Source organism: Acidovorax sp. ACV01, assembly GCF_014851495.1.
Classification (GTDB): domain Bacteria; phylum Pseudomonadota; class Gammaproteobacteria; order Burkholderiales; family Burkholderiaceae_C; genus Acidovorax; species Acidovorax radicis.
The window spans coordinates 1-20,986 of record NZ_JACUZT010000005.1; the positions used below are offsets into that span (position 1 = coordinate 1).

19 protein-coding genes and 1 rRNA gene are annotated in these 20,986 nt (G+C 64.4%); 16 read left to right on the forward strand and 4 right to left on the reverse strand.

The features are described from left to right. Nucleotides 1–2: 2 nt before the first annotated feature. From rrf to IB243_RS15165, 12 genes are all read left to right on the forward strand, one after another. Nucleotides 3–115, forward strand: a 5S ribosomal RNA gene (gene rrf, locus IB243_RS15110). Between the two features lie 88 nt (nt 116–203). Beyond that, complete coding sequence (locus tag IB243_RS15115; RefSeq protein WP_192428065.1) at nt 204–956, forward strand: 16S rRNA pseudouridine(516) synthase; 753 nt, start codon at nt 204–206, stop codon at nt 954–956. 241 nt (nt 957–1,197) lie between these two features. Further along, nucleotides 1,198–2,181, forward strand: coding sequence for a beta-propeller fold lactonase family protein (locus tag IB243_RS15120; protein WP_192428067.1), 984 nt, complete (start codon nt 1,198–1,200; stop codon nt 2,179–2,181). Next, entirely contained in the window at nt 2,181–3,011 is an 831-nt protein-coding gene (locus IB243_RS15125) for a polysaccharide deacetylase family protein (protein WP_192428456.1), read from the forward strand. Before IB243_RS15120 ends, IB243_RS15125 begins: the two co-directional genes overlap by 1 nt. 79 nt (nt 3,012–3,090) lie before the next feature. Next, nucleotides 3,091–4,104, forward strand: a complete 1,014-nt coding sequence (locus IB243_RS15130) for a sterol desaturase family protein (RefSeq protein ID WP_192428069.1) — start codon at nt 3,091–3,093, stop codon at nt 4,102–4,104. A gap of 38 nt (nt 4,105–4,142) precedes the next feature. Next, nucleotides 4,143–5,081 (forward strand): EI24 domain-containing protein, encoded by a 939-nt coding sequence (locus IB243_RS15135; RefSeq protein ID WP_225584980.1) that lies wholly within the window; start codon nt 4,143–4,145, stop codon nt 5,079–5,081. Continuing rightward, a complete protein-coding gene (locus tag IB243_RS15140) occupies nt 5,078–5,899 on the forward strand; it encodes a molybdopterin-binding protein (protein ID WP_192428073.1) in 822 nt (273 codons plus the stop codon). The genes IB243_RS15135 and IB243_RS15140 overlap by 4 nt, the downstream gene beginning before the upstream one ends. Before the next feature lie 174 nt (nt 5,900–6,073). Continuing rightward, nucleotides 6,074–7,489, forward strand: coding sequence for a type I glutamate--ammonia ligase (gene glnA / locus IB243_RS15145; protein WP_010457743.1), 1,416 nt, complete (start codon nt 6,074–6,076; stop codon nt 7,487–7,489). A gap of 212 nt (nt 7,490–7,701) precedes the next feature. Continuing rightward, nucleotides 7,702–8,208, forward strand: coding sequence for a hypothetical protein (locus IB243_RS15150; RefSeq protein WP_010457745.1), 507 nt, complete (start codon nt 7,702–7,704; stop codon nt 8,206–8,208). 96 nt (nt 8,209–8,304) lie between these two features. After that, on the forward strand, nt 8,305–9,327 hold the full coding sequence (gene glnL, locus IB243_RS15155) for a nitrogen regulation protein NR(II) (RefSeq protein ID WP_192428457.1): 1,023 nt from the start codon (nt 8,305–8,307) through the stop codon (nt 9,325–9,327). Nucleotides 9,328–9,650: 323 nt separating this feature from the next. After that, on the forward strand, nt 9,651–11,282 hold the full coding sequence (gene ntrC, locus IB243_RS15160) for a nitrogen regulation protein NR(I) (protein WP_192428075.1): 1,632 nt from the start codon (nt 9,651–9,653) through the stop codon (nt 11,280–11,282). A gap of 190 nt (nt 11,283–11,472) precedes the next feature. Then, on the forward strand, nt 11,473–12,411 hold the full coding sequence (locus IB243_RS15165; RefSeq protein ID WP_192428077.1) for a PA2169 family four-helix-bundle protein: 939 nt from the start codon (nt 11,473–11,475) through the stop codon (nt 12,409–12,411). A 205-nt stretch (nt 12,412–12,616) separates the two neighbouring features. On the opposite strand, the gene xth is transcribed toward IB243_RS15165, so the two are convergent. From xth to IB243_RS15185, 4 genes are all read right to left on the reverse strand, one after another. After that, complete coding sequence (gene xth, locus IB243_RS15170; protein ID WP_192428079.1) at nt 12,617–13,393, reverse strand: exodeoxyribonuclease III; 777 nt, start codon at nt 13,391–13,393, stop codon at nt 12,617–12,619. A 75-nt stretch (nt 13,394–13,468) separates the two neighbouring features. After that, a complete protein-coding gene (locus IB243_RS15175; RefSeq protein WP_192428081.1) occupies nt 13,469–13,957 on the reverse strand; it encodes a dihydrofolate reductase in 489 nt (162 codons plus the stop codon). A 17-nt stretch (nt 13,958–13,974) separates the two neighbouring features. Next, complete coding sequence (locus IB243_RS15180; RefSeq protein ID WP_192428083.1) at nt 13,975–14,586, reverse strand: DUF4337 domain-containing protein; 612 nt, start codon at nt 14,584–14,586, stop codon at nt 13,975–13,977. Nucleotides 14,587–14,690: 104 nt separating this feature from the next. Then, a complete protein-coding gene (locus tag IB243_RS15185; RefSeq protein WP_192428085.1) occupies nt 14,691–15,530 on the reverse strand; it encodes a thymidylate synthase in 840 nt (279 codons plus the stop codon). A 116-nt stretch (nt 15,531–15,646) separates the two neighbouring features. Between IB243_RS15185 and IB243_RS15190 the strand changes: the two genes are divergently transcribed. The 4 genes from IB243_RS15190 (at nt 15,647) to IB243_RS15205 (ending at nt 20,633) form a co-directional block, all read left to right on the forward strand. Further along, nucleotides 15,647–16,165 (forward strand): hypothetical protein, encoded by a 519-nt coding sequence (locus IB243_RS15190; protein WP_192428087.1) that lies wholly within the window; start codon nt 15,647–15,649, stop codon nt 16,163–16,165. An 83-nt stretch (nt 16,166–16,248) separates the two neighbouring features. After that, nucleotides 16,249–16,761, forward strand: a complete 513-nt coding sequence (locus IB243_RS15195) for a sigma-70 family RNA polymerase sigma factor (RefSeq protein WP_192428089.1) — start codon at nt 16,249–16,251, stop codon at nt 16,759–16,761. Next, complete coding sequence (locus tag IB243_RS15200) at nt 16,758–17,843, forward strand: FecR domain-containing protein (protein WP_192428091.1); 1,086 nt, start codon at nt 16,758–16,760, stop codon at nt 17,841–17,843. The genes IB243_RS15195 and IB243_RS15200 overlap by 4 nt, the downstream gene beginning before the upstream one ends. Before the next feature lie 306 nt (nt 17,844–18,149). Further along, nucleotides 18,150–20,633, forward strand: a complete 2,484-nt coding sequence (locus IB243_RS15205; protein ID WP_192428093.1) for a TonB-dependent receptor — start codon at nt 18,150–18,152, stop codon at nt 20,631–20,633. Nucleotides 20,634–20,986: the final 353 nt, after the last annotated feature.

Below are 20,986 nucleotides of genomic sequence, written 5' to 3' on the forward strand. Positions count from 1 at the left end.
TGCCTGATGACCATAGCAAGTTGGTCCCACTCCTTCCCATCCCGAACAGGACAGTGAAACGACTTTGCGCCGATGATAGTGCGGGTTCCCGTGTGAAAGTAGGTCATCGTCAGGCTCTTACAGCCCAAACCGCCCTTCTACTCGTTCGAGTAGGAGGGCGTTTTGCTTTGTGATTCAAGAATTTTCTTTTCCTGCCCATTGCTATGCAGCTCCAAGATATTTTGTATTCCCAAGGTTTTGGCACTCGCCGTGTCTGTGCAGGGCTGGTTCAGCAGGGCTGGGTGTTTGTGTGTGAATCGCAATCCGATATGCAGGAATACTTGCCATGTGCTGATGCAACGGCTGAGTTGGAGCCCGAAGGTCTTCAACTGCGCGTTCAGGGTGTTGATTGGCCGTATTACTCCAAAGCCTATGTGCTTTTGCATAAACCGGCAGGCACAGAGTGCTCTCAAAAACCCTCGACCTATCCCAGCATCTACACCTTGCTGCCAGCACCTTTGCGGCAGCGGCCTACAAAAAGTGCGGTGCAAGGGGTGCAGGCGGTGGGGCGATTGGACCAGGACACCACGGGACTGTTGCTGTTGAGCGACGATGGGCAATTCATCCACCGCATGAGTTCCCCCAAGAAACACGTACCCAAGGTGTATCAGGTCACAACGAAACATCCGGTGGACGAAAAGCAGATATCGAGCTTGCTGGCGGGGGTGGTTTTGGACGACGACCCCAAACCGGTGAAGGCGGCCGCTTGTGAACAGACAGCGAGCCATCAGCTGAATCTCACGCTGACAGAAGGGAAGTACCACCAGGTCAAGCGCATGCTGGCTGCTGTGGGCAATCGTGTGGAAGGCCTGCATCGGTCGCGGATCGGGGCCATGGAGTTGCCCGCTAATCTGCAGCCCGGGGAATGGAAGTGGCTCAGCCACGAGGATTTGAGCTTGCTGACCCAGTCGAGTTGAGGGATTGGGCTAAGCCGTCACCGCACCGAGTGTCGGGGGGCGATACGAGACCACCGCATGCGCCGAAGATGGCAGAAACCTAGATGCTGACTGCTCGATGGGATGGACTGGGCACTCCATCAGGCGATTCGAACCCTGTTGACAGATTGGAATCCGCGCTACGTCAAGGATGTTACGTGTTCTTCCGCTGGGCATTGGCAGGGGCAGAGCTACACTCTTGGGCTCTGTTGAAAGTGGTTCTGTGAAGATTTTCTCGATTGCACGTACGTGCGCTGTCTTGGGTGGGTTGTGGATCTCGATAGGGGGGGCGCTGGCTGCCGCCCCTCCACTGTTTGTGCTGAACTCCCTCGAAGCCAATGTCAGTGTCATTGACCCGGTGACCTGGACCGAGACGGCCCGCATCCCGACTGGCAAGGAGCCCCACCATCTCTACCTCACGCCTGATGAGAAGTCGATCATTGTGGCCAACGCGCTGGGGGACACTCTGACGTTCCTGGACCCGCGCACCGCAGAGGTTCAACGCACGGTCCGGGGCATTGTGGATCCTTACCATCTGCGGTTTACTCCCGACATGAAGTGGTTCATTACAGCGGCCAATCGCTTGAATCACGTGGATTTCTACCGTTGGGATGGGAAGGAGTTGAACCTCGTCCAGCGGGTGGCCACCTCCCGGACACCCAGCCATTTGTGGATCGACAGCCGCAGCACCACGGTGTATTCCACGATGCAGGACAGCGATGAGCTGGTGGCCATCGATATCGCAACACAGACGATCAAGTGGCGCACCAAAACGGGTGCCATGCCTGCAGACGTATATGGCAGCGCAGACGACAAGCGCCTTTTTGTGGGCCTGACCGGCAGTGACAGCGTCGAGGTGTTTGATGTCTCGGGGCGCGAGCCCTTGAGCATCAAGAAGATCAAGACGGGTAACGGCGCCCACGCCTTTCGTGCAGCGGGCGATGGGCGGCATCTGTATGTCAGTAACCGGGTCGCAAACTCCATCAGCAAGATCGACATGACCGCCCAGCAGGTGGTCGAAACTTACCCCGTGCCCGGTGGGCCAGACTGTATGGAAGTGTCGGCCGACGGCCGCTTCATCTACGTAAGCTCCCGCTGGGCGCGCAAGCTTTCTGTAGTGGACACGGAGGCCAAGAAGGTCGTGCGGCAAGTCACGGTGGGCAAGTCCCCCCATGGCGTATGGACGCTGCAGCACGCGCCCCGCTGATGGGCCACGGTGTCGGGGCACCCGCACATTGCCAGGAAAAGGCTTGGCGAGCTCGTTTTGCTATATGTTTTGTAGCTGTTAGCGCTTTTGTATCAAGCGCTAGTGCCCAAAAAGACTGTAACAAGCCCATTTACCTGACGTTCGACACCGGCCACATGGCCGTGGCACCTTTGGTGGCAGACGTTCTGGCGCGCCAGCAAGTCCGTGTGACATTCTTCGCTGCCAACGAGCGCACCCGGGAAGGGGATGGCAGCCTGGGAGAACACTGGGCTTCCTGGTGGCGGGCCCGGGCTGCAGAGGGCCACGAGTTTGCATCGCACACCTGGGACCACACCTACTGGCGAGCCGATCTAGGGACAGCGCAGGCCCCCTCTTTCCGGGTTCGACCTTCGGCCGGACCGCGCGAGGGGCAGGATTTTGTGCTGACAGCGGCCGGGTATTGCAAGGAGATTGCCCGGGCAGCGGATCGGTTGAAGCTCGTGACCGGCAAGACACCTTTGCCCTTGTTTCGCGCCCCGGGTGGCAAGACTTCGCCGCAGTTGCTTGCCAGCGCCCATGCATGTGGGTACACGCATGTGGGGTGGTCACCGGCAGGATTCCTGGGGGATGAATTGCCCAGTGAGAAGGCCAGCAATACGGCGCTGCTGAGCAAGGCTTTGCGGGATGTGCGCAGTGGCGACATCCTGCTTGCACATTTGGGGATCTGGTCGCGCAAGGACCCCTGGGCGCCAGCAGTGCTGGAGCCGCTGATCGCCGGACTCAAGGAGCGAGGATTTTGCTTTCGGACACTGCGAGAGCATCCCGATTACGCGCCTTTGGCAGGCCGTTGACAGGGGTTGGCGCAGTACATGGTCGCGAATGCCGCCCGGGGAGCGGGCATGTGTGGTGAGATAGACGGAGCATGATGCAATGGGTTGGCTAGGCAACGGTTTTGATGCGGCTCAGCAGTGGCTTTTTGAAAGCCTGTTGCAGCCAGTGATGTTCACCATGGGGCTGGGCAACCAGCTGGAAAGCGGCTATGAGGCCGCGGGCTGGATTCTTGTGGGCCTGCTGCAATTGGTGGTGATCGCTGCGGTGATCGGTCCTTTGCAGCGCTGGCGGCCGGTGGAGGCCGTGACCGACCGCGCAACGATTCGCACCGATATTCTCTACACGCTGATTCACCGGCTGGGGCTGTTCCGCCTGGGTCTCTTCCTCGCTGTGGACCCATTGACGGACTCTCTCTTCGGTACATTGCGGGTGGCGGGCGTCAGCACCTTCCAGCTAGATGGCCTCTGGCCCGGCTTCACCGACGTGCCTTGGGTCAGTCTGCTGCTGTACCTGGTGGTGTTTGACTTTGTGGACTACTGGATTCACCGTGGGCAGCACCACTTTGAATGGTGGTGGCGCCTGCATTCCTTGCACCATGCGCAGCGCCAGATGACCATGTGGAGCGACAACCGCAACCATCTGCTGGATGACCTGTTGCGCGACACCATCCTGGTGGTGGTGGCGCAGCTCATCGGGGTGGCGCCTGGGCAGTTCATCGCAATTGTGGCCATTACGCAGCTCAGCGAGAGCTTTCAACACGCCAATGTGCGGCTCTGGTTTGGCCACTGGGGCGAGCGGCTGTGGATCAGCCCGCGTTTTCACCGGCTGCACCACAGCGTTGGAATAGGCCACGAAACCGTCAAGCCACTGTCGGGGGAGGCTGCCGCGGCGCAAGATGCCAAGTACCGCGTGGTCCTGGGGGGACACAACTTTGGCGTATTGCTACCCTGGTGGGACATGCTGATGCGCACTGCCAATTTTGAATTGCGCTTTGATCCCACGGGGGTGCGCGATCAGGTGGAGCCGGGGCCGGACGGGCGGTTGCGGGACTATGGCGGGGGCTTTTGGTCCCAGCAATGGCGGGGGGTGCTGAGGCTGCTGGGCAAGGCTTGAAAGCCCCTCCCCGCGGTCAAGAAGGTATGCTTGCCGGCATGGGACTCTTGCTCGATTCTTTCTGGCGCGCCGCCGCCTATTGCCTGCGGCCCCGCGTGGTGGCCTTGTCCGGCTTGCCGTTGCTGCTGATGGTGGCGCTGGCGTTGGGGCTGGGCTATTTGTACTGGGATGGGGCCGTGCAGGGCATGCGCACGCTGCTGGATGCTTCTTCGCTCCTGGCCAGCTTTTGGAACTGGTTGCAGGGTTGGGGGCTGGGGGATATCACCTCGGTCGTGGCTCCCCTCATGGTGGTTCTGGCCGTGGCGCCCGCGTTGGTGGTGGTCTCGCTGCTGGTGGTGGCGGTGCTCATGACACCTGCACTGGTGGCCCTGGTGGCCGATCGGCGTTTCCCGATGTTGGAGCGCAAGAAGGGTGGGTCGTTCATCGCCAGCGTCGCCTGGTCGGTCAGCTCCACGGTGCTGGCATTGATTGCCCTGGTGGTATCGGTGCCCCTGTGGCTGGTACCGCCGCTGGTGCTCATTCTGCCCCCGTTGATCTGGGGCTGGCTGACCTACCGCGTGATGGCGTTTGATGCGCTGGCCGAGCATGCGAGCAAGGAGGAGCGGCAGGAGCTTTTCCGCCGCCATCGCAGCAGCCTGCTGGGCATTGGCATCCTGACGGGCTATCTGGGGGCTGCTCCCAGCATCGTGTGGGCCTCGGGCGTGGTTTTTGCCGCAGCGTTCTTTGTTCTCGTGCCACTGGCGATCTGGATTTACACCCTGGTTTTTGCCTTTTCGTCGCTGTGGTTCACGCACTATTGTCTGGCGGCGCTCGAACGTTTGCGGGCAGAGGGCGACAGCAGGGCTCCCGCTGACGTCCCTACCGTAGCGGCTGTCGAAACAAAGCAGCCGGTGCATGCCACGCAGGCGCTTGTGGCTCCGGCACCAGCTCATCTTCCCGCCCCAGAGTCTCCTGTCAACGGAACCCCTACACCATGACCCCTACCTTCGGCTTGATCATCGTGGGTGATGAAATCCTGTCCGGCAAGCGCGCTGACAAACACATGCCCAAGGTCATCGAACTGCTGTCAGCGCGCGGGCTTTCGCTGGCCTATGCCGACTATGTGGGCGACAACCCGGATCGCATTGCGGCCACCTTGCAGCGCGCCTTCGCTTCGGGCGATGTGGTGTTTTCCTGCGGCGGCATTGGGGCCACGCCCGATGACTACACACGCCAGTGCGCGGCGCGCGCGCTGGGCCGGGAGCTCGTACTGCACACTGAAGCTGAGGCGCTGATCCGTGAACGCATGCAGGACGTCGCGCGGGAGCAGGGTGTGCTGTACGAACCGGACCGCGCTGACAACGTGCACCGGCTCAACATGGGGGTGTTTCCGGCAGGCGCCCGCATCATTCCCAACCCCTATAACAAAATCCCCGGCTTCAGCTGCAATGGGGAGGGCGGTGGAACGGTGCATTTCGTGCCCGGCTTCCCCGTCATGGCCTGGCCCATGATCGAAGGGGTGCTGGACCACCACTACGCGGCGTTTTTCAATCGCACACCGCAGACCGAGCAGTCGGTGGTGGTCTATGGGGCGATGGAGGCGGCTTTGACACCCCTCATGGAGCACATCGAAAAAACGCACCCCGAGGTCCGGGTGTTCAGTTTGCCCAGCGTGGATCATCCACAATACGGGCGGCACATCGAACTGGGCGTCAAAGGTCCTGCTTCCCTGGTTCCGGCCGCATGGCTGGATCTGAAAAACGGACTGCACGAATTTGGTGCGAACTGTGGCCCCGAATTGGTGCGCAACTTGTGATGTCTGGTCTTAATGGGTGGATTGCACTGTATTGGTGCAATCTGACGGATGCCCCATCGGCTCGCAGTCCGTAGTGCTCCTTCATAGTGCGGCGGCTGCACCCGGCTGGCACGCAAACTGCTTTTATATCGGCAAATTCCTTTTTTCAACAAGCGCTTTATCCAGGAGAACCTGATGGCCAAGACCGTTGCAGACGTGATGAAGATGGTGAAGGAGAACGAAGTCAAGTTCGTTGACTTCCGTTTCACCGATACCCGTGGCAAGGAACAGCACGTGACCGTGCCAGTTTCCCACTTCGACGAAGACAAGTTCACGTCCGGCCATGCATTTGATGGTTCCTCGGTAGCCGGCTGGAAGGGCATCGAAGCCTCGGACATGCAACTCATGCCCGACCCCAGCACCGCCAACATCGACCCCTTCTTTGAAGAAACCACGCTGTTCCTGCAGTGCGACGTGATCGAACCCGGTGACGGCAAGGCCTACGACCGCGATCCACGCTCCATCGCCAAGCGCGCTGAAGCCTACCTGAAGGCCTCCGGCCTGGGCGACACCGCTTTCTTCGGCCCAGAGCCAGAATTCTTCATCTTCGACGGCGTGCGTTGGTCCAACGAACCTGGCAAGGTCATGTTCGAGATCGAAGAGTACGAAGCCCCCTGGAACTCGGGTGCCAAGCTCGAAGGCGGCAACCGCGGCCACCGTCCCACCGTCAAGGGCGGCTACTTCCCCGTGCCTCCCGTCGACAGCACGCAAGACATGCGCGCTGAAATGTCCCTGATCCTCGAATCCCTGGGCATTCCGGTCGAAGTGTTCCACCATGAAGTGGCAGGCGCTGGCCAGAACGAAATCGGCACGCGTTTCAGCACGCTGGTCGAGCGCGCCGACTGGACCCAGGTCCTGAAGTACGTGGTCTGGAACGTGGCCAACGCCTACGGCAAGACCGCCACCTTCATGCCCAAGCCCTACGCTGGCGACAACGGCTCCGGCATGCACGTGCACCAGTCCATCTGGAAGGACGGCAAGAACCTGTTCGCAGGCGACGGCTATGCCGGCCTGTCGGACTTCGCGCTGTACTACATCGGCGGCATCATCAAGCATGCACGTGCCCTGAACGCCATCACCAACCCAGGTACGAACTCGTACAAGCGCCTGGTGCCCGGTTTCGAAGCCCCTGTGAAGCTGGCCTACTCGGCCCGCAACCGCTCGGCCTCGATCCGTATTCCGTATGTGGCCAACCCCAAGGGCCGCCGCATCGAAGCGCGTTTCCCCGATCCATCGGCCAACCCCTACCTGTGCTTCTCGGCCCTGATGATGGCCGGCCTGGATGGTGTGGAAAACAAGATCCATCCCGGCGAAGCCGCCACGAAGGACCTGTACCATCTGCCACCCGAAGAAGACAAGCTGGTGCCTACCGTGTGCCACAGCCTGGACCAAGCGCTGGACTATCTGGACAAGGACCGTGGTTTCCTTACCAAGGGTGGCGTCTTTACCGACTCCATGCTGGATGCCTACATCGACCTCAAGATGGGCGAAGTCACGCGTTTCCGCATGGCTCCTCACCCTGTCGAGTACGACATGTACTACTCCCTGTAATTGCCTGCCAGAAGGCAATTACTCTCCAAAAGGCGGCTCAGGCCGCCTTTTTTATTGCGCACAAGGACCTGGGACTTTTGAAACGGAACCAGTGGCTGGGCCGTTGCATCCTTGTACAAAGGCCCGTCCGGGGCCGCTGGTGTTGGATTGGCGATGCGTGGCGATTGGGGGATACTCCCCCGAACCCCTGCATGGCAGTGCGAGGAAACCGAATGAAGAAAACGCTCATCACCCTGTTACTGATCGCCGCGACGGCTCCCGCCGCGTGGGCGCAAGACCGCATCTACCGCTGTGGCAATGAATACACCAACAATGCCCAGCAGGCCAAGGAGCGCGGCTGCAAGCTGGTAGAGGGGGGCAATGTCACCGTGGTCCAGGGCACCCGGCCCGCGGGCGCCGCTGCGGCAGCCCCTGCAGCGGGGGCGGGTACAGCGTCCCCGGCGTCGCCACCGTCTGCGCCCCGCGTCAACAACAACGACCAAAAGGCCCGCGATGCCGATGCCCGGGCCATTCTCGAATCCGAGTTGCGCAAGGCCGAGGCACGCCATGCCGAGTTGGTGAAGGAATACAACGGCGGCGCGCCTGAACGCAATGCGCTGGATCTGCGCAACCCCCAGCGCTACATGGAACGTACGGCAGAACTCAAGGCCAGCGTGGCACGCAGCGAGAGTGATATCGCAGGCATCAAGCGCGAAATCGCCCGTCTTCCGGCCAACTGACCCCCCCTTTTTTACTAGCCTGGCACGCTTGTGAGTTCCTCGCCCTTTACTGAAGCCCCGACCTCCGACACGGGGCGCTTTCATTCGCTGGACCTCATGTCCACTCTGGTGGCGGTGTTGCGCGCCGATGGCGCAGTGCAATTCGCCAATGCGGCGCTGGAGAATGCGCTGGGCCTGTCGCGCCGGACCCTGGAGGGCGTGGACTTCTCCACCTTCTTCACCGACCCCGCCTTGCTGCAGACGGCACTCGCCGGTGCCCGGGGCAAGGACTTTGCGGCCTTGCGGTATGAAGCAAGCCTCAAGCGCCAGCACCAGGACCCGGTGCCCGTGCATGTGAGCGTGGCCGACGCCGAGCAGGTTGGCGAAATCCTGGTGGAGCTGTGGCCACTGGAGCAGCAGGCCCGCCAGGACCGTGAAGAGCGCTTGCTGGACCAGGCACAGGCCAATAAGGAGCTGATCCGCAACCTGGCCCATGAGATCAAGAACCCGCTGGGCGGGATTCGCGGCGCTGCACAGCTGCTCGAGATGGAACTCGAAAGCCGCGAACTGACGGAATACACCCAGGTCATCATCCACGAGGCCGACCGCCTGCAAAGCCTTGTGGACCGGTTGCTGGCGCCGCACCGCCACCCGCACCTCGTGGGCGACGTCAATATCCATGAGGTGTGCGAGCGGGTGCGGTCCCTGGTGCTGGTCGAATACCCGCAGGGCCTCAAGGTGCTGCGCGACTACGACACCTCGATCCCCGAGTTCCGGGGTGACCGTGCCCAGCTCATCCAGGCGCTGTTGAACATCGTGCAAAACGCGGCCCAGGCGCTGACCGAGCGCATTGCTGAGGGGGATGCGACGATCACACTGCGCACCCGCGTGGCCCGACAAGTAACGTTTGGTCGCCAGCGCTATCGGCTGGCACTGGAATTGCATGTCATCGACAACGGACCGGGCGTGCCCGACGCGATCAAGGAGCGTATTTTTTACCCTCTGGTATCGGGTCGGGATGGCGGGTCAGGGCTGGGGCTCACGTTGGCACAAACCTTCGTGCAGCGCCATCATGGGTTGATCGAATGCGACAGCGTACCGGGTCGCACCGACTTCCGCATCCTGATTCCCTTGCCCTAGAACCTGTTCAATATCTTTTTGGAGGTCGCATTGGAGTGCAATCGGGATGAGTGGATGCTTCGAATGCGCCGCATGGGCTTAAGCCCATGCAAGCAGTCGAGGCTTCCAATCGCCCGATTGCACTCCAACCCTTCGGGCAAGTGCCTTGCCGGGCGGTCTGCGGCGTTGCGGAGTTTGCCGATAGCACGGGCTATCGGCGGCGCACCGCGCCTAGCATTCCATCCCGGCAAAGCACTTGTGCGACTCCAAAAAGATATTGAACAGGTTCTTGGCAGCGCACGATGGTCCCTGACACGCAACCACAGGGAAGGTAAGAAAAACATATGAAGCCGATCTGGATAGTAGATGACGACCCCTCGATCCGCTTCGTCCTCGAAAAGGCCCTGGCCCGCGAGAACCTGCCCACGCGCAGCTTCACGCACCCCCGCGAAGTGCTCGATGCGCTGGCCGACATCACCCCCGGCGACCCTGCGCGGCAGGGCCCCCAGGTCCTGGTGAGCGACATTCGCATGCCTGGCGGTTCGGGCCTGCAACTGCTGGAGAAAGTCCGCGAACTGCAGCCCGGCCTGCCCGTCATCATCATGACGGCGTACTCCGATCTGGACAGCGCCGTGTCGGCCTTCCAGCGCGGCGCATTCGAATACCTGCCCAAGCCCTTCGACTTGCCCAAGGCGGTGGAGTTGATCCGCCGCGCGGTGGAAGAAAGCCAGCGCGAGGAAGTCACCGAAGAGCGCCAGGCGGAAGCCCCGGAGATGCTGGGCCAGGCGCCTGCCATGCAGGATGTTTTCCGCGCCATCGGCCGGCTGAGCCAAAGCCAGGTCACGGTGCTCATCACCGGCGAATCGGGCTCGGGCAAGGAACTGGTGGCGCGTGCGCTGCACAAGCATTCGCCGGTCGCCGATGGGCCCTTTGTCGCCATCAACACCGCAGCCATCCCCAAGGATCTGCTGGAATCCGAACTCTTCGGCCACGAGCGCGGCGCCTTCACCGGTGCGCAGACGCAGCGGCGCGGCCGCTTCGAGCAGGCCGAGGGCGGCACGCTATTCCTCGATGAAATCGGCGACATGCCGTTCGACCTGCAGACGCGCCTGCTGCGCGTGCTGTCTGACGGCCAGTTCTACCGTGTGGGTGGCCATGCGGCCGTGAAGGCCCATGTGCGCGTGATCGCCGCCACCCACCAGGACCTGGAAAAACGCGTGAAGGAGGGTGGGTTCCGCGAGGACTTGTTCCACCGCCTCAACGTCATCCGCCTGCGGCTGCCCGCGCTGCGCGAGCGGCATGAAGACGTGCCCGTGCTCACGCGCCACTTCCTGCAGCAAAGCGCGCGGCAGCTCGGCGTGGAGCCCAAGCGCATTGCCGATTCGGCCATTGCACGGCTGGAACAGTTTGCGTTTCCGGGCAACGTGCGCCAGCTGGAGAATATCTGCCACTGGCTCACGGTGATGGCGCCCGCCCAGGTCATCTCGCTGCAGGACCTGCCGCCCGAGGTGCTGGAAGCGCCCCTTTACCAGCCTGCACCGCGACCCGGCAGCGAGCCGGCTGCTGCTGCGGTCGCAGCCGTGCAGGCCGCTCCTGCACCGCCCGTGGAAATGGTCGGGGGGCTGCAACCAGCCTTTGCCACCGCGCAGCCACCGGTGGGCGGCGTGCCTGCCCCTGGAGCTGCGGCACACTGGCCTTCCGCCGAGGTCCCTGTGGCTGCGGGAATGGGTGCTGCCGTTGGCCCCGCTGCTACCTGGGAGCAGGCGCTGGAGACCGAGGCGCAGAAGCTGCTGGCGGGTGGGCAGCCCGAGGTGTGGGATGCCCTCACGCGGCGGTTCGAGTCGCGCCTGATCCGCACGGCGCTCACCGCCACACACGGGCGCCGCATGGAAGCCGCGCAGCGCCTGGGCATTGGCCGCAACACCATCACACGCAAGATCCAGGAACTGGGGCTGGATGCCCCCGATGAAGCCTGAAATGGCACCTAGCGCTTGGTGGTAAAGCGCTAGCAGCTATTAAATTTGTAGTTTTCGGGTGCGCCTGCTCTGGTGGATGCGGTGCAGGCCGACCTCCCGATGTCCTACAAGCAGGCCCTCCATGGGCCGACCCGGCCCTCCGGAAGTGACTTCAACAATGAAGGCACTGTCAACCAACCGGAGAGCTTCTATGTCGGATTTCAACGATGCCAACCGTGACCCTTTGACCAACGAACCGGGTTCCCATCCCGTCGGCACCGGGGTGGGTGCTACCCTGGGTGGCGCGGCTGCGGGTGCCGCTGCGGGTGCCTTCGGCGGCCCGGTCGGCGCAGCCATTGGCGGCGTGGCTGGTGCTGTCGCCGGGGGCTTGGCGGGCAAGGCTGCCGCCGAGGCGGTCAACCCCACCGAGGAAGATGCCTACTGGCGCGAAAGTTTCCACCGCGAGCCCTACTACGTGGGTGGCCGCACCTATGAACAATACCGCCCCGCCTACGAGCTGGGCTGGTCTTCGGTGAGCCGCTACGAAGGCGACTTCGAGGCGGTGGAGCCCCGCCTTGCCGATGACTGGCGCGCGCGCCATTCGGATGGCCTGGCCTGGACGGATGCCCGCCCTGCCGCCCGCGCTGCCTGGGAACGGGTAGCACGCTCCAGCCTGAACGACGACCGCCCCATGGATATCGTGGACAACGAAGACGTGGTCGATGTGCTCAACGACCTGCTGGAGTCGTCCCGCGATGGCGAATACGGCTTCACCGCCTGCGCCGAGCACGCAGATTCTGCGCAACTCAAGGGCGTATTCCAGCGCCATGCGCGTGAATGTGCGGCTGCCGCCGTGGAACTGGAGCACGAAGTCCGCCGCCTGGGTGGAGAACCCGCGTCGGGTGGCACCGTGGCGGGCGCGCTGCACCGGGGCTGGGTGTCGGTGAAGTCCGCCCTGTCTGTGCACGATGACAAGGCCGTGCTGCAGGAGTGCGAACGCGGCGAGGACGCTGCCGTGGCCCGCTACCGCAAGGCCTTGAAGGCCACCCTGCCGCTGGATGTGCGGTCCCTGGTGGAGCGCCAGTCCCAGGGCGCGCAGCGCAACCACGATGAAGTACGTGGCCTGCGCGACACTTTCGCCAACAGCTGATCGGGTACGGCTTGCGCGCTGGGGTTCCGTTCAGGGGCTCGCGGCGCGTCGCAAGTCGTAGGTCACAGGCCATAGGGATTTCTGGGCGCAGCTTTCTTGCGCGGCGATTCCCCAAAAACAAAAGGCTGCAAGGATTTTCCTTGCAGCCTTTTGTGTAGGCCGGGCTTCCAGCTGGTTGCCGCGCGGGTTGCGTCGCCAGGGGCCGTTACGCCATGGTGAGCACCACGGGCGCGTGGTCGCTGGGTTGCGGGTTCTTGCGTGGGGCGCGGTCCACCGTGCAGGCGGTCACGCTGGCGCGCAGCGCATCGCTCACCAGGATGTGGTCGATGCGCAGCCCCCGGTTCTTCTGAAACCCGAGCATGCGGTAGTCCCACCACGAGTAGCTTTTCTCAGGCTGCTCGAACATGCGGAAGGTGTCTGTCAGGCCCAGGCCAATCAGGTCCTGGAAGTGCTGGCGCTCTTCCACCGTGTGGTGGATCGTGTCCTTGAGGCCCACGGGGTCGAACGAATCGCGGTCTTCGGGCGCCACGTTGAAGTCGCCCAGCAGCGCCAGACGCGGGTGGGCCAGCAGCTCTTCGCGCAGCCAGCGGTGCAGGGCTGCAAGCCATAGCATCTTGTAGGCAAACTTCTCCGTGCCCGGGGCCTGGCCGTTCACGAAGTAGCAGTTCACCAGGCGCAGCGCGCCGTCCGGGGTGTCCAGCGTGGCTGCGATGACGCGGGCCTGCTCATCTGCGTGCCCGGGGATGTTGCGCACCACGTCGCGCATCGGGTGGCGGCTCAGGATGGCGACGCCGTTGTAGGTCTTCTGGCCAAAGGTCACGGTGTCGTAGCCCGCTTCCTTGAACGCGTCGTGCGGAAACTTGTCGTCGGTGAGCTTGAGCTCCTGCAGGCACAGTGCATCGACCGGGTTGGCCGCGAGCCAGGCCAGCACCTGGGGCAGCCGGACGGTGAGGGAGTTGACGTTCCAGGTGGAGATTTGCATGTTTTTGGCCTCCAGCGCTTGATAGGTAAGCGCTAATTGCTATTAATTAATGAGCTACTTGAGCCAAATGCAGCATCAACCTGCACGCACATAGGTCACAAAGCTGAACGGCAGCCCGCTGGTACTGACGTGGCGACTGCGTGCAGATTCTGCCCATTCCGCGCCCAGCGTGGGCGCGTGGGCATCTCCGTCGAAATCCTGGTCGATCTCGGTCACTTCCAGGCAGTCGGCCAGGGGCAGGGCCTCTGTGTAGATCTGAGCGCCGCCGATCACCCACACAGTCTGGCCGGCCGTGGCCTGCTGCAGCGCGTCTTGCAGGCTGGCAGCGCGCACGGCGCCGTCGGCCTGCCAGTCGGCCTGGCGCGTGACCACGATGTTGGTGCGGCCGGGCAGGGGGCGAAAGCGCGGGGGCAGCGAGTCCCAGGTCTTGCGGCCCATCACCACCGGGCAGCCCTGGGTGAGCTGCTTGAAATGCGCCATGTCTTCGGGGATGTGCCAGGGCAGGCGGTTGTCCTTGCCGATGACGCCGTTGGCAGCGCGGGCGTAGATGATGTGCACGGGCATGGTGGGGCCTCCTGGCTTCAGATGTGCAAGGCGGCGAGGGCGCCCACGCCCAGGCCCAAGGCAGCCACGCCGTACATGCCGTATTCCAGCCATTTTTTCCGGGTCAGCAGCGCGATGGCGGCCAGAGCAATGGCCACCTGCAGCGCCGTGGTGGCCTGTGCCCAGCGGTGGTGCTGGTGCATTTGTGCCTCGCTCTTGCGGTCGAATTCGTGGGCGTCGGCTTCGAGTTTTTCGGCCACGACCTTGATCTCGTTTTTCTCGGTTTCGTAGCGCTCCACCTTGGTCTGGTAACCGGCCTTGCGCTCATCGGGCGCCAGGTCGCGGGCCAGTTCGGCCAGGGACTGCTTGGTGCTCTTGGACTGGAAGTAATTCCACTGGTTGGAGGCCTCGGTCTTCTTGATGGCCGCGTCGTTCTTGAGCAGCCCGGCGTTGGCCTGCGTGGCGCCGCCCATGTACGAAAAGATCGCGCCCACTGTCGCCACGATGGCGGTGAACATGGCGATCTTGTTCATGGACGAGCCGTTGCCGCCTTCAGCGCCATGGTCCGATGTGTGGTCGCCGTGGCCGTGGGTGGCATGCTCCACTGCGTGGTCGTGGGGGCCGTGTACGTGAAATCCGCCGGAAGACATGGATAAAAGCTCGTGGTGGTGGGTGGGTGGATGCGGGCAAGGCGCTGTTGCGCCTGCCCCTGGGGCTCAAGAGGTATGGGGTGCCAAAGAGGGCTGTTGGCTGGTCAAACGGCGACAGGGGCCTTGATCGCCGGGTGGCATTGGTAGTCCACCACTTCAAAGTCTTCGTACTGGTAGTCGAAGATGCTGTCGGGCTTGCGTTGGATGTTCAAGACCGGGTACGGGTAGGGCGTGCGCGCCAGCTGCGTCTGCACCTGTTCGTGGTGGTTGCTGTAGATATGGCAGTCGCCACCGGTCCAGATGAAGTCGCCCACATCCAGGTCGCACTGCTGCGCCACCATGTGGGTGAGCAGGGCGTAGCTGGCAATGTTGAACGGCACGCCCAAAAAGATGTCCGCACTGCGCTGGTACAGCTGGCAGGACAGCGTGCCGCGCCCGCCGGGCTCCTGCGCTGGCGCCACGTAGAACTGGAAGAACGCGTGGCAGGGCATGAGCGCCATCTTGTTGAGCTCGGCCACGTTCCACGCGCTCACGATGATGCGGCGCGAGTCGGGATTGGTTTGGAGCGTCTTGATGACGTCGCTGATCTGGTCGATGTGCCCGCCGTCCGGCGTGGGCCAGCTGCGCCACTGCACGCCGTACACCGGGCCCAGGTCGCCATCTTCGCGCGCCCATTCGTCCCAGATGGTGACGCCGCGTTCTTTCAACCAGTTGTTGTTGCTCGACCCCGTGAGGAACCACAGCAGCTCCTGGATGATGGAGCGCAGGTGCACCTTCTTGGTGGTGACGAGCGGAAAGCCTTCCTTCAAATCGAACCGCATCTGGTGGCCGAACACGCTCGTTGTGCCCGTGCCCGTGCGGTCCGACTTGTGCACACCGTGGGTGAACACATGGCGCATGAAGTCTTCGTATTGCGAGCGGACGGGGCGGGCGTGTTCTGTCATGGCGGTTGGAAGGCGAAAGAAGCGATTTTAGAGGGGCGCGGGTCCGCAGGTGCCGGACAGGCTAAGCTCGCACACCTTTTTGTCCAGCTGCTCTTTTCAGAAAGAAGCCCCCGATCATGCGCCTGGTCTCTCCAGCCCCTGTGTGCCGCGCCGTGCTGGCCTCCCTTCCATTGGCCCTGCTGCTCGTGCTGCCAGGCTGCGGCGGCACGGCGCCCACCGCGTCCCCCAAGGCCGTGCGCCCCGTGCCCACGGTCGCATCCGCCGCACCGGCCAACCCTTGGGCCAACCTGCAAACCCAGGTGGGCAACTATCCGGTGGGGGGCGCAGACTTTCTGCGCGCCGGCCCGCTGGCCGAGCGGCTGCGCGGGCTGCTCGGTCCGACCAATTACAACGTGCTGCTGGAGAACCTGCAGGTGAGCGGCCCCCTGCGTCAGGACGGCTCCATGCTCTACATCACCGGCAACCGGCAGCACGAGGGCGGCACGGAGGCCGCTGCCGTCGTGGTCCACGCCGCCAACGACACCGTGCGCCTGTGGCTGCTCACCGGTGGGGAGGAATGGGACGTGCAGGACCAGGGTACGCCGAAGACTTTGCCGGCCGACGTCGCCAGAATGATGGAGAACGCAGCGCGCTAAGCAGGCGCCCCCCGCGCGGGGCTGGGCACAACTGAGAATGCATTTCTATAATCAAGAATCATTCTCAAAAAGGCCGCCACGCCATGCCTGCCGCTCATCCCCTGCACGCGCTCTACAGCCACCACCACGGGTGGCTGCAGTCCTGGCTGCGCCGGCGGCTCGGTTGTGCCGACGACGCGGCCGACCTGGCGCAGGACACCTTCGTGCGCCTGCTCGCACGGCCCACCGCCATCGCCCCCGAAGCGATGCGCGAGCCGCGCGCCTACCTGACCACGGTGGCACGCGGGTTGCTGGTGGACTTCTGGCGCCGGGGTGAACTGGAGCGCGCCTACCTGGCCGACCTGGCCCTGCAGCCCGAGGTGCTGCAGCCATCCCCCGAAGAGCGCCTGGCCGCCGTGCAGATGCTCCACGCGGTCGATGCAGTGTTGCAGGGCCTGACGCCCAAGACGCGCGCAGCGTGGCTGATGAACCGGCTCGATGGCCTCACGCAAGCAGAGATTGCCGAGCAGCTGCAAGTGTCGGTGCCCCGCGTGCGCCAATACCTGGCCAACGCCATGCGCCACGCCTACCACCTGCGCTTCGGTGGCGCGGCGTGAGCAGCGCGGGCTGGACCACGGGCGGCCCCCCTGGTGGGGCAGGCGACGACCATCCCGTGCCGTCTGCCGTGCTGGAGGCCGCCATCGGCTGGCAACTGCGCCAGGGTGAGGGCGATATCTCGCCGGCGGACGCGCAAGCCCTGGCCGACTGGCTGGCTGCACACCCCGACCATGCCCGCGCCTGGCGCCAGTTGGGCGACATCGACCAGCACCTGACCCGCGCCGCCGCAGGTCCCGGAGCCCGCGCAGCGTTGCTGCTGCCACCGCGCCGGCGCCGTCCAGCCCGTGTGGCGGGCGCCGTGCTGGGACTGGCATTGGCGCTGGCCTGCGGCGTGCTGGTGCTGGACCGCTACCAGCCCGTGGGCCAACTGCTGGCCGACCACCGCACCGCCACCGGCGAGCGCCGCACCATCGTGCTGCCCGACCAGACCGTGCTGCACCTGAACACCCGCAGCGCTGTGGATGTCGTGTTCAGCCAAGACCAGCGCACCATCCACCTGCGCGCGGGCGAGGTGGCCGTGGAAACCAGCCATGCCGACCCGGCCGAGCAGCGCCCGTTCGTCGTGCTGACCGAGGACGGCAGCCTGCGCGCCCTGGGCACCCGCTTCACCGTGCGCCGCTGGCCACAGGCGCACACCGCTGGTATCGGTGAAGCGCAGGGCCGTGGCGCGCCCGCCACCGAGGTCGCCGTCACCCAGTCCGCCGTCGCGGCCCGCCCGGCGACCTGTGCGGCAGCAGCGTCCGAGCCGTGCGCTGCCGAGCGCATCGTGCGGGCCGGGCAGGGCGCGCGGCTGGAGGGCGGGCGGGTGGACCCATGGGCGGCCCCGCCCGATGCCGACGCCTGGAAGGACGGCATGCTGGTGGTGGACAACCAACCCTTGGGCGAGGTGGTGGCAACGCTCGCGCGGCACCGGGTCGGCCGCCTGGCTGTCGACCCCCGCGTGGCCGGTTTGCGCGTGACGGGCACGCTGCCCCTGGCGGACTCCGACCAGGCCCTGTTGGCGCTGACCGCGGCCGTGCCGGTCGATGTGGTCTGGACTACGCGCTGGTGGGTCACGCTCAAGCCGCATGCTGCGCCCTGAGGATGAAAATTTCAAGAAAATAGGCCGCTACCGCTTGATGGGAAAGCGCTGGCAGCTATCAAAAGATGAGCGACTTGGTGCGGCTGATCGACGGTTCCATTCCGTTCAACCCAGATCCACCAGCCGAAGCAGATCAACCCAGATCGCCCCTGCCAGCTGGCACCCCACCCACCAGCGATGCCGGCCCAAAAAATAAATGGCCCCGGCCCCCTCTCACTTTTCGGCACCCGTTCGGCAATCAGACAGAGACCGTGCATCGGCACGGTTGCCCCTCTTTTCTGACGTGACCGTCTCGGAGCCTGACCCATGCCCTCTGCTGTTCTCCCCTTTCCGCTGAACCCCTGCGCTGCGGCGCTGCTGCTCGCGTTGGGCGCTTCTGCCGCGGCCGCACAGCCAGCCACGGCAGAGGTCCCTGCGGCCACGGCCAGCGCTGCGGCAGTGCGCGACTACGACCTGCCCGCCGGGCCGCTGGGAGCAGCCCTCAACCGCATCGCGCGTGACGCGGGCCTGGCCCTCACCGCCGATGCGCAACTGGTGGAAGGCCGCAACGCGGCGCCCGTGCGGGGCCGCTTCGATGCGCCCGAGGCACTGCGCCGCGCGCTGGCAGGTTCGGGGCTGGAACTGCGGCAGACCACGGGCGGCGTCTTCACGCTGCGCGAGGCATCGCGCCCTGCAGCGCAGGCACCCCGGCTCAGCGATGCCGCCACCCTGGGCGCCGTCACCGTGACGGCCAGCGCCGAGGCAGCGCCCGGCGATTTGCCGCCCGCCTATGCTGGCGGCCAGGTTGCCACGGGCAGCCGGGTCGGCCTGCTGGGCCACCAGAGCCTGATGGACACGCCGTTTCACATCACCAGCTACACGGCGGAACTCATGCAGGACCAGCAGGCGATCACCGTGGCCGATGTGCTGGCCAACGATCCGTCCGTGAGAACGGTGTCCTACAGCCTGAACAACGCTGCTGCGGGGGGCGACATCTTTCTGATCCGCGGCTTCTCGGTGCAGGACTCGGTGCTGTTCGACGGCATCGGCGGCATCGCCACCAACCGTGCCGTGGCGGTCGAAGCGGCCGAGCGCGTCGAGGTGCTCAAGGGCCCCAACGCGTTGCTCAACGGCATGGCGCCCGGGGCGGGCGGCGCGGTGGGCGGCGCCATCAACCTGGTGCCCAAGCGCGCGGGCGATGTGCCGCTGACACGCCTGACCACCACGTACCTGTCCAGAGGCAACCTGGGCGGCCACCTGGACGTGGGCCGCCGGTTCGGCGACGACCACCAGTGGGGTGTGCGCTTCAACGGCATCTACCGTGACGGGAAGACCGCCACCCAGGGCCAGTCCGTCGAGCTGGGCGCTGCGGCGCTGGCCGTGGACTACCGGGGCAGTCAGTTGCGGGCCTCGGTGGATGCCGGCCACCAGACGATGAACAACGAAGCGCCGCAAGGCGCCGCGGGCTTCGGCATCGACGACGGCATTGCCATCCCCAGGCCGCCCCGGGCCAGCCATCGCATCGCGCAGGACTGGGAGTTCGCCAGGTCGCGCAGCAACTACCTTCTGGCCAAAGCCGAGTACGAGCTCACCCCGGACTGGACGCTCTCTGCAGCCGCGGGTGGCAGCCACACGCGGTCCCGCTACCTCGCCACCGACGTGTTCGTGACCAACGTGCAGGGCGACGCGCAGGCCACCACATACTTCTGGCCCAACTGGACGAACTACCGCACCCTGCAAGGCGGCCTGCAGGGCACGGTGCGTGCCGGCGAGCTTACGCACCGCATCCACCTGCATGCGTCGTACCTGAAGAAGGACAGCGGCTTCACGGCGCAGTACTACGGCTTCGACAGCTTCGCCACGAACATGTATGCGCCCGCGGCCACCGCGCGTCCGTCCATCGACGGTTTCTCATCGCGGCCGCCACAGACCGATTCCTTGCAGTTGCCGTCCGTGGCGCTGTCCGACACCGTCTCGCTGTGGCAAGACCGCCTGTCCGTCACCCTGGGCGCCCGCTACCAGCGCGTGAAGGTCGTCAAGTACGACACCACCACCGGGGCCGGCAGCGCCGCGTACGACGAGCACGCGGTGACGCCGGCGCTGGCCGCGGTGTTCAAGCTACAGCCGAACGTATCGGTCTACGGCAATTACATCGAAGGGCTGGTCCAGGGCGATTCAGCGCCACTGGGCACCACCAACGCCGGGCAGGTGTTTCCGCCGGTCCGCACGAAGCAGCGGGAGGTGGGCGTGAAGGCCGACTGGGGCCGCTTCAGCACCACAGCGAGCCTGTTCCACATCCAGAAGCCGAGCGGGCTCGTTGCCTCCAACGGCGACGGCACGTTCACCTACCAGGTCGGTGCAGAGCAGCGCAACCGCGGGGTCGAGCTCAATGTCTTTGGCGAGGTGGCGCGGGGCACGCGCCTGCTGGGCGGCGTGACCTTCAACGATGCCCGGCTGACCCGAACCGAAGGCGGCACCTACAACGGCAACGCCGCGCCCAATGTGTCGCGCTGGCAACTCAACCTGGGCAGCGACCACGACGTGGCTGCTGTTCCGGGGCTGACGCTGTCGGCCCGCATGATCGCCAGCAGCGCGCAGCAGGTGGACGCCGCCAACCTGCGGCGCATTCCGGGCTGGACGCGCTGGGACATCGGCGCCCGCTACAAGACCCAGGCCTGGGGCCGGCCGCTGGTGCTGCGCGCGGGCGTGGACAACCTGTTCAACCGCAACTACTGGTCCAGCGGCTCCGGCAACTGGCTGTATGTGGGAAGTCCTCGCACAGTGACTCTCTCTGCCACGGTGGATTTCTGAAGGGGAGCAGTGCTGCCGTGGGCGGGCGGGCAAATGGAGGGAGGAGGGGGTATTGGCGTCACCTGCGGTGGGCCTTGGTGCAGAAAATGTGGATTGAATTGGCCTCTACCGCTTGACAGGTAAGCGCTGGCAGCTATTGATTTGATAGTAATCCGGGGCATTCGCTGCACCAACGCTGCAACGGGATAGGCACCTTTTCGCACTCGGTTAGATACCCTGTTGACACATCTAGGTATAAATCCTGAGTATCTGGTGCAAATTAGTATTTGTGGAGGCGTCTGGAGTACCAATCGAGCATCGCAGCATCGGTATCGTTCAGTCCGTCAATGCCTGCATGCCTTGCGCCGGTGTTG

Excerpts from the sequence above, each read along its gene's own strand:
- IB243_RS15180 (WP_192428083.1), bottom strand. The coding sequence starts at position 14,586 with ATGTCTTCCGGCGGATTTCACGTACACGGCCCCCACGACCACGCAGTG.
- IB243_RS15165 (WP_192428077.1), top strand. The coding sequence starts at position 11,473 with ATGTCGGATTTCAACGATGCCAACCGTGACCCTTTGACCAACGAACCG.
- IB243_RS15130 (WP_192428069.1), top strand. The coding sequence starts at position 3,091 with ATGGGTTGGCTAGGCAACGGTTTTGATGCGGCTCAGCAGTGGCTTTTT.
- glnA (WP_010457743.1), top strand. The coding sequence starts at position 6,074 with ATGGCCAAGACCGTTGCAGACGTGATGAAGATGGTGAAGGAGAACGAA.
- IB243_RS15150 (WP_010457745.1), top strand. The coding sequence starts at position 7,702 with ATGAAGAAAACGCTCATCACCCTGTTACTGATCGCCGCGACGGCTCCC.
- IB243_RS15175 (WP_192428081.1), bottom strand. The coding sequence starts at position 13,957 with ATGCCCGTGCACATCATCTACGCCCGCGCTGCCAACGGCGTCATCGGC.
- IB243_RS15135 (WP_225584980.1), top strand. The coding sequence starts at position 4,143 with ATGGGACTCTTGCTCGATTCTTTCTGGCGCGCCGCCGCCTATTGCCTG.
- IB243_RS15195 (WP_192428089.1), top strand. The coding sequence starts at position 16,249 with ATGCCTGCCGCTCATCCCCTGCACGCGCTCTACAGCCACCACCACGGG.
- IB243_RS15115 (WP_192428065.1), top strand. The coding sequence starts at position 204 with ATGCAGCTCCAAGATATTTTGTATTCCCAAGGTTTTGGCACTCGCCGT.
- IB243_RS15125 (WP_192428456.1), top strand. The coding sequence starts at position 2,181 with ATGGGCCACGGTGTCGGGGCACCCGCACATTGCCAGGAAAAGGCTTGG.
- glnL (WP_192428457.1), top strand. The coding sequence starts at position 8,305 with ATGTCCACTCTGGTGGCGGTGTTGCGCGCCGATGGCGCAGTGCAATTC.
- ntrC (WP_192428075.1), top strand. The coding sequence starts at position 9,651 with ATGAAGCCGATCTGGATAGTAGATGACGACCCCTCGATCCGCTTCGTC.
- xth (WP_192428079.1), bottom strand. The coding sequence starts at position 13,393 with ATGCAAATCTCCACCTGGAACGTCAACTCCCTCACCGTCCGGCTGCCC.
- IB243_RS15205 (WP_192428093.1), top strand. The coding sequence starts at position 18,150 with ATGCCCTCTGCTGTTCTCCCCTTTCCGCTGAACCCCTGCGCTGCGGCG.
- IB243_RS15190 (WP_192428087.1), top strand. The coding sequence starts at position 15,647 with ATGCGCCTGGTCTCTCCAGCCCCTGTGTGCCGCGCCGTGCTGGCCTCC.
- IB243_RS15140 (WP_192428073.1), top strand. The coding sequence starts at position 5,078 with ATGACCCCTACCTTCGGCTTGATCATCGTGGGTGATGAAATCCTGTCC.
- IB243_RS15185 (WP_192428085.1), bottom strand. The coding sequence starts at position 15,530 with ATGACAGAACACGCCCGCCCCGTCCGCTCGCAATACGAAGACTTCATG.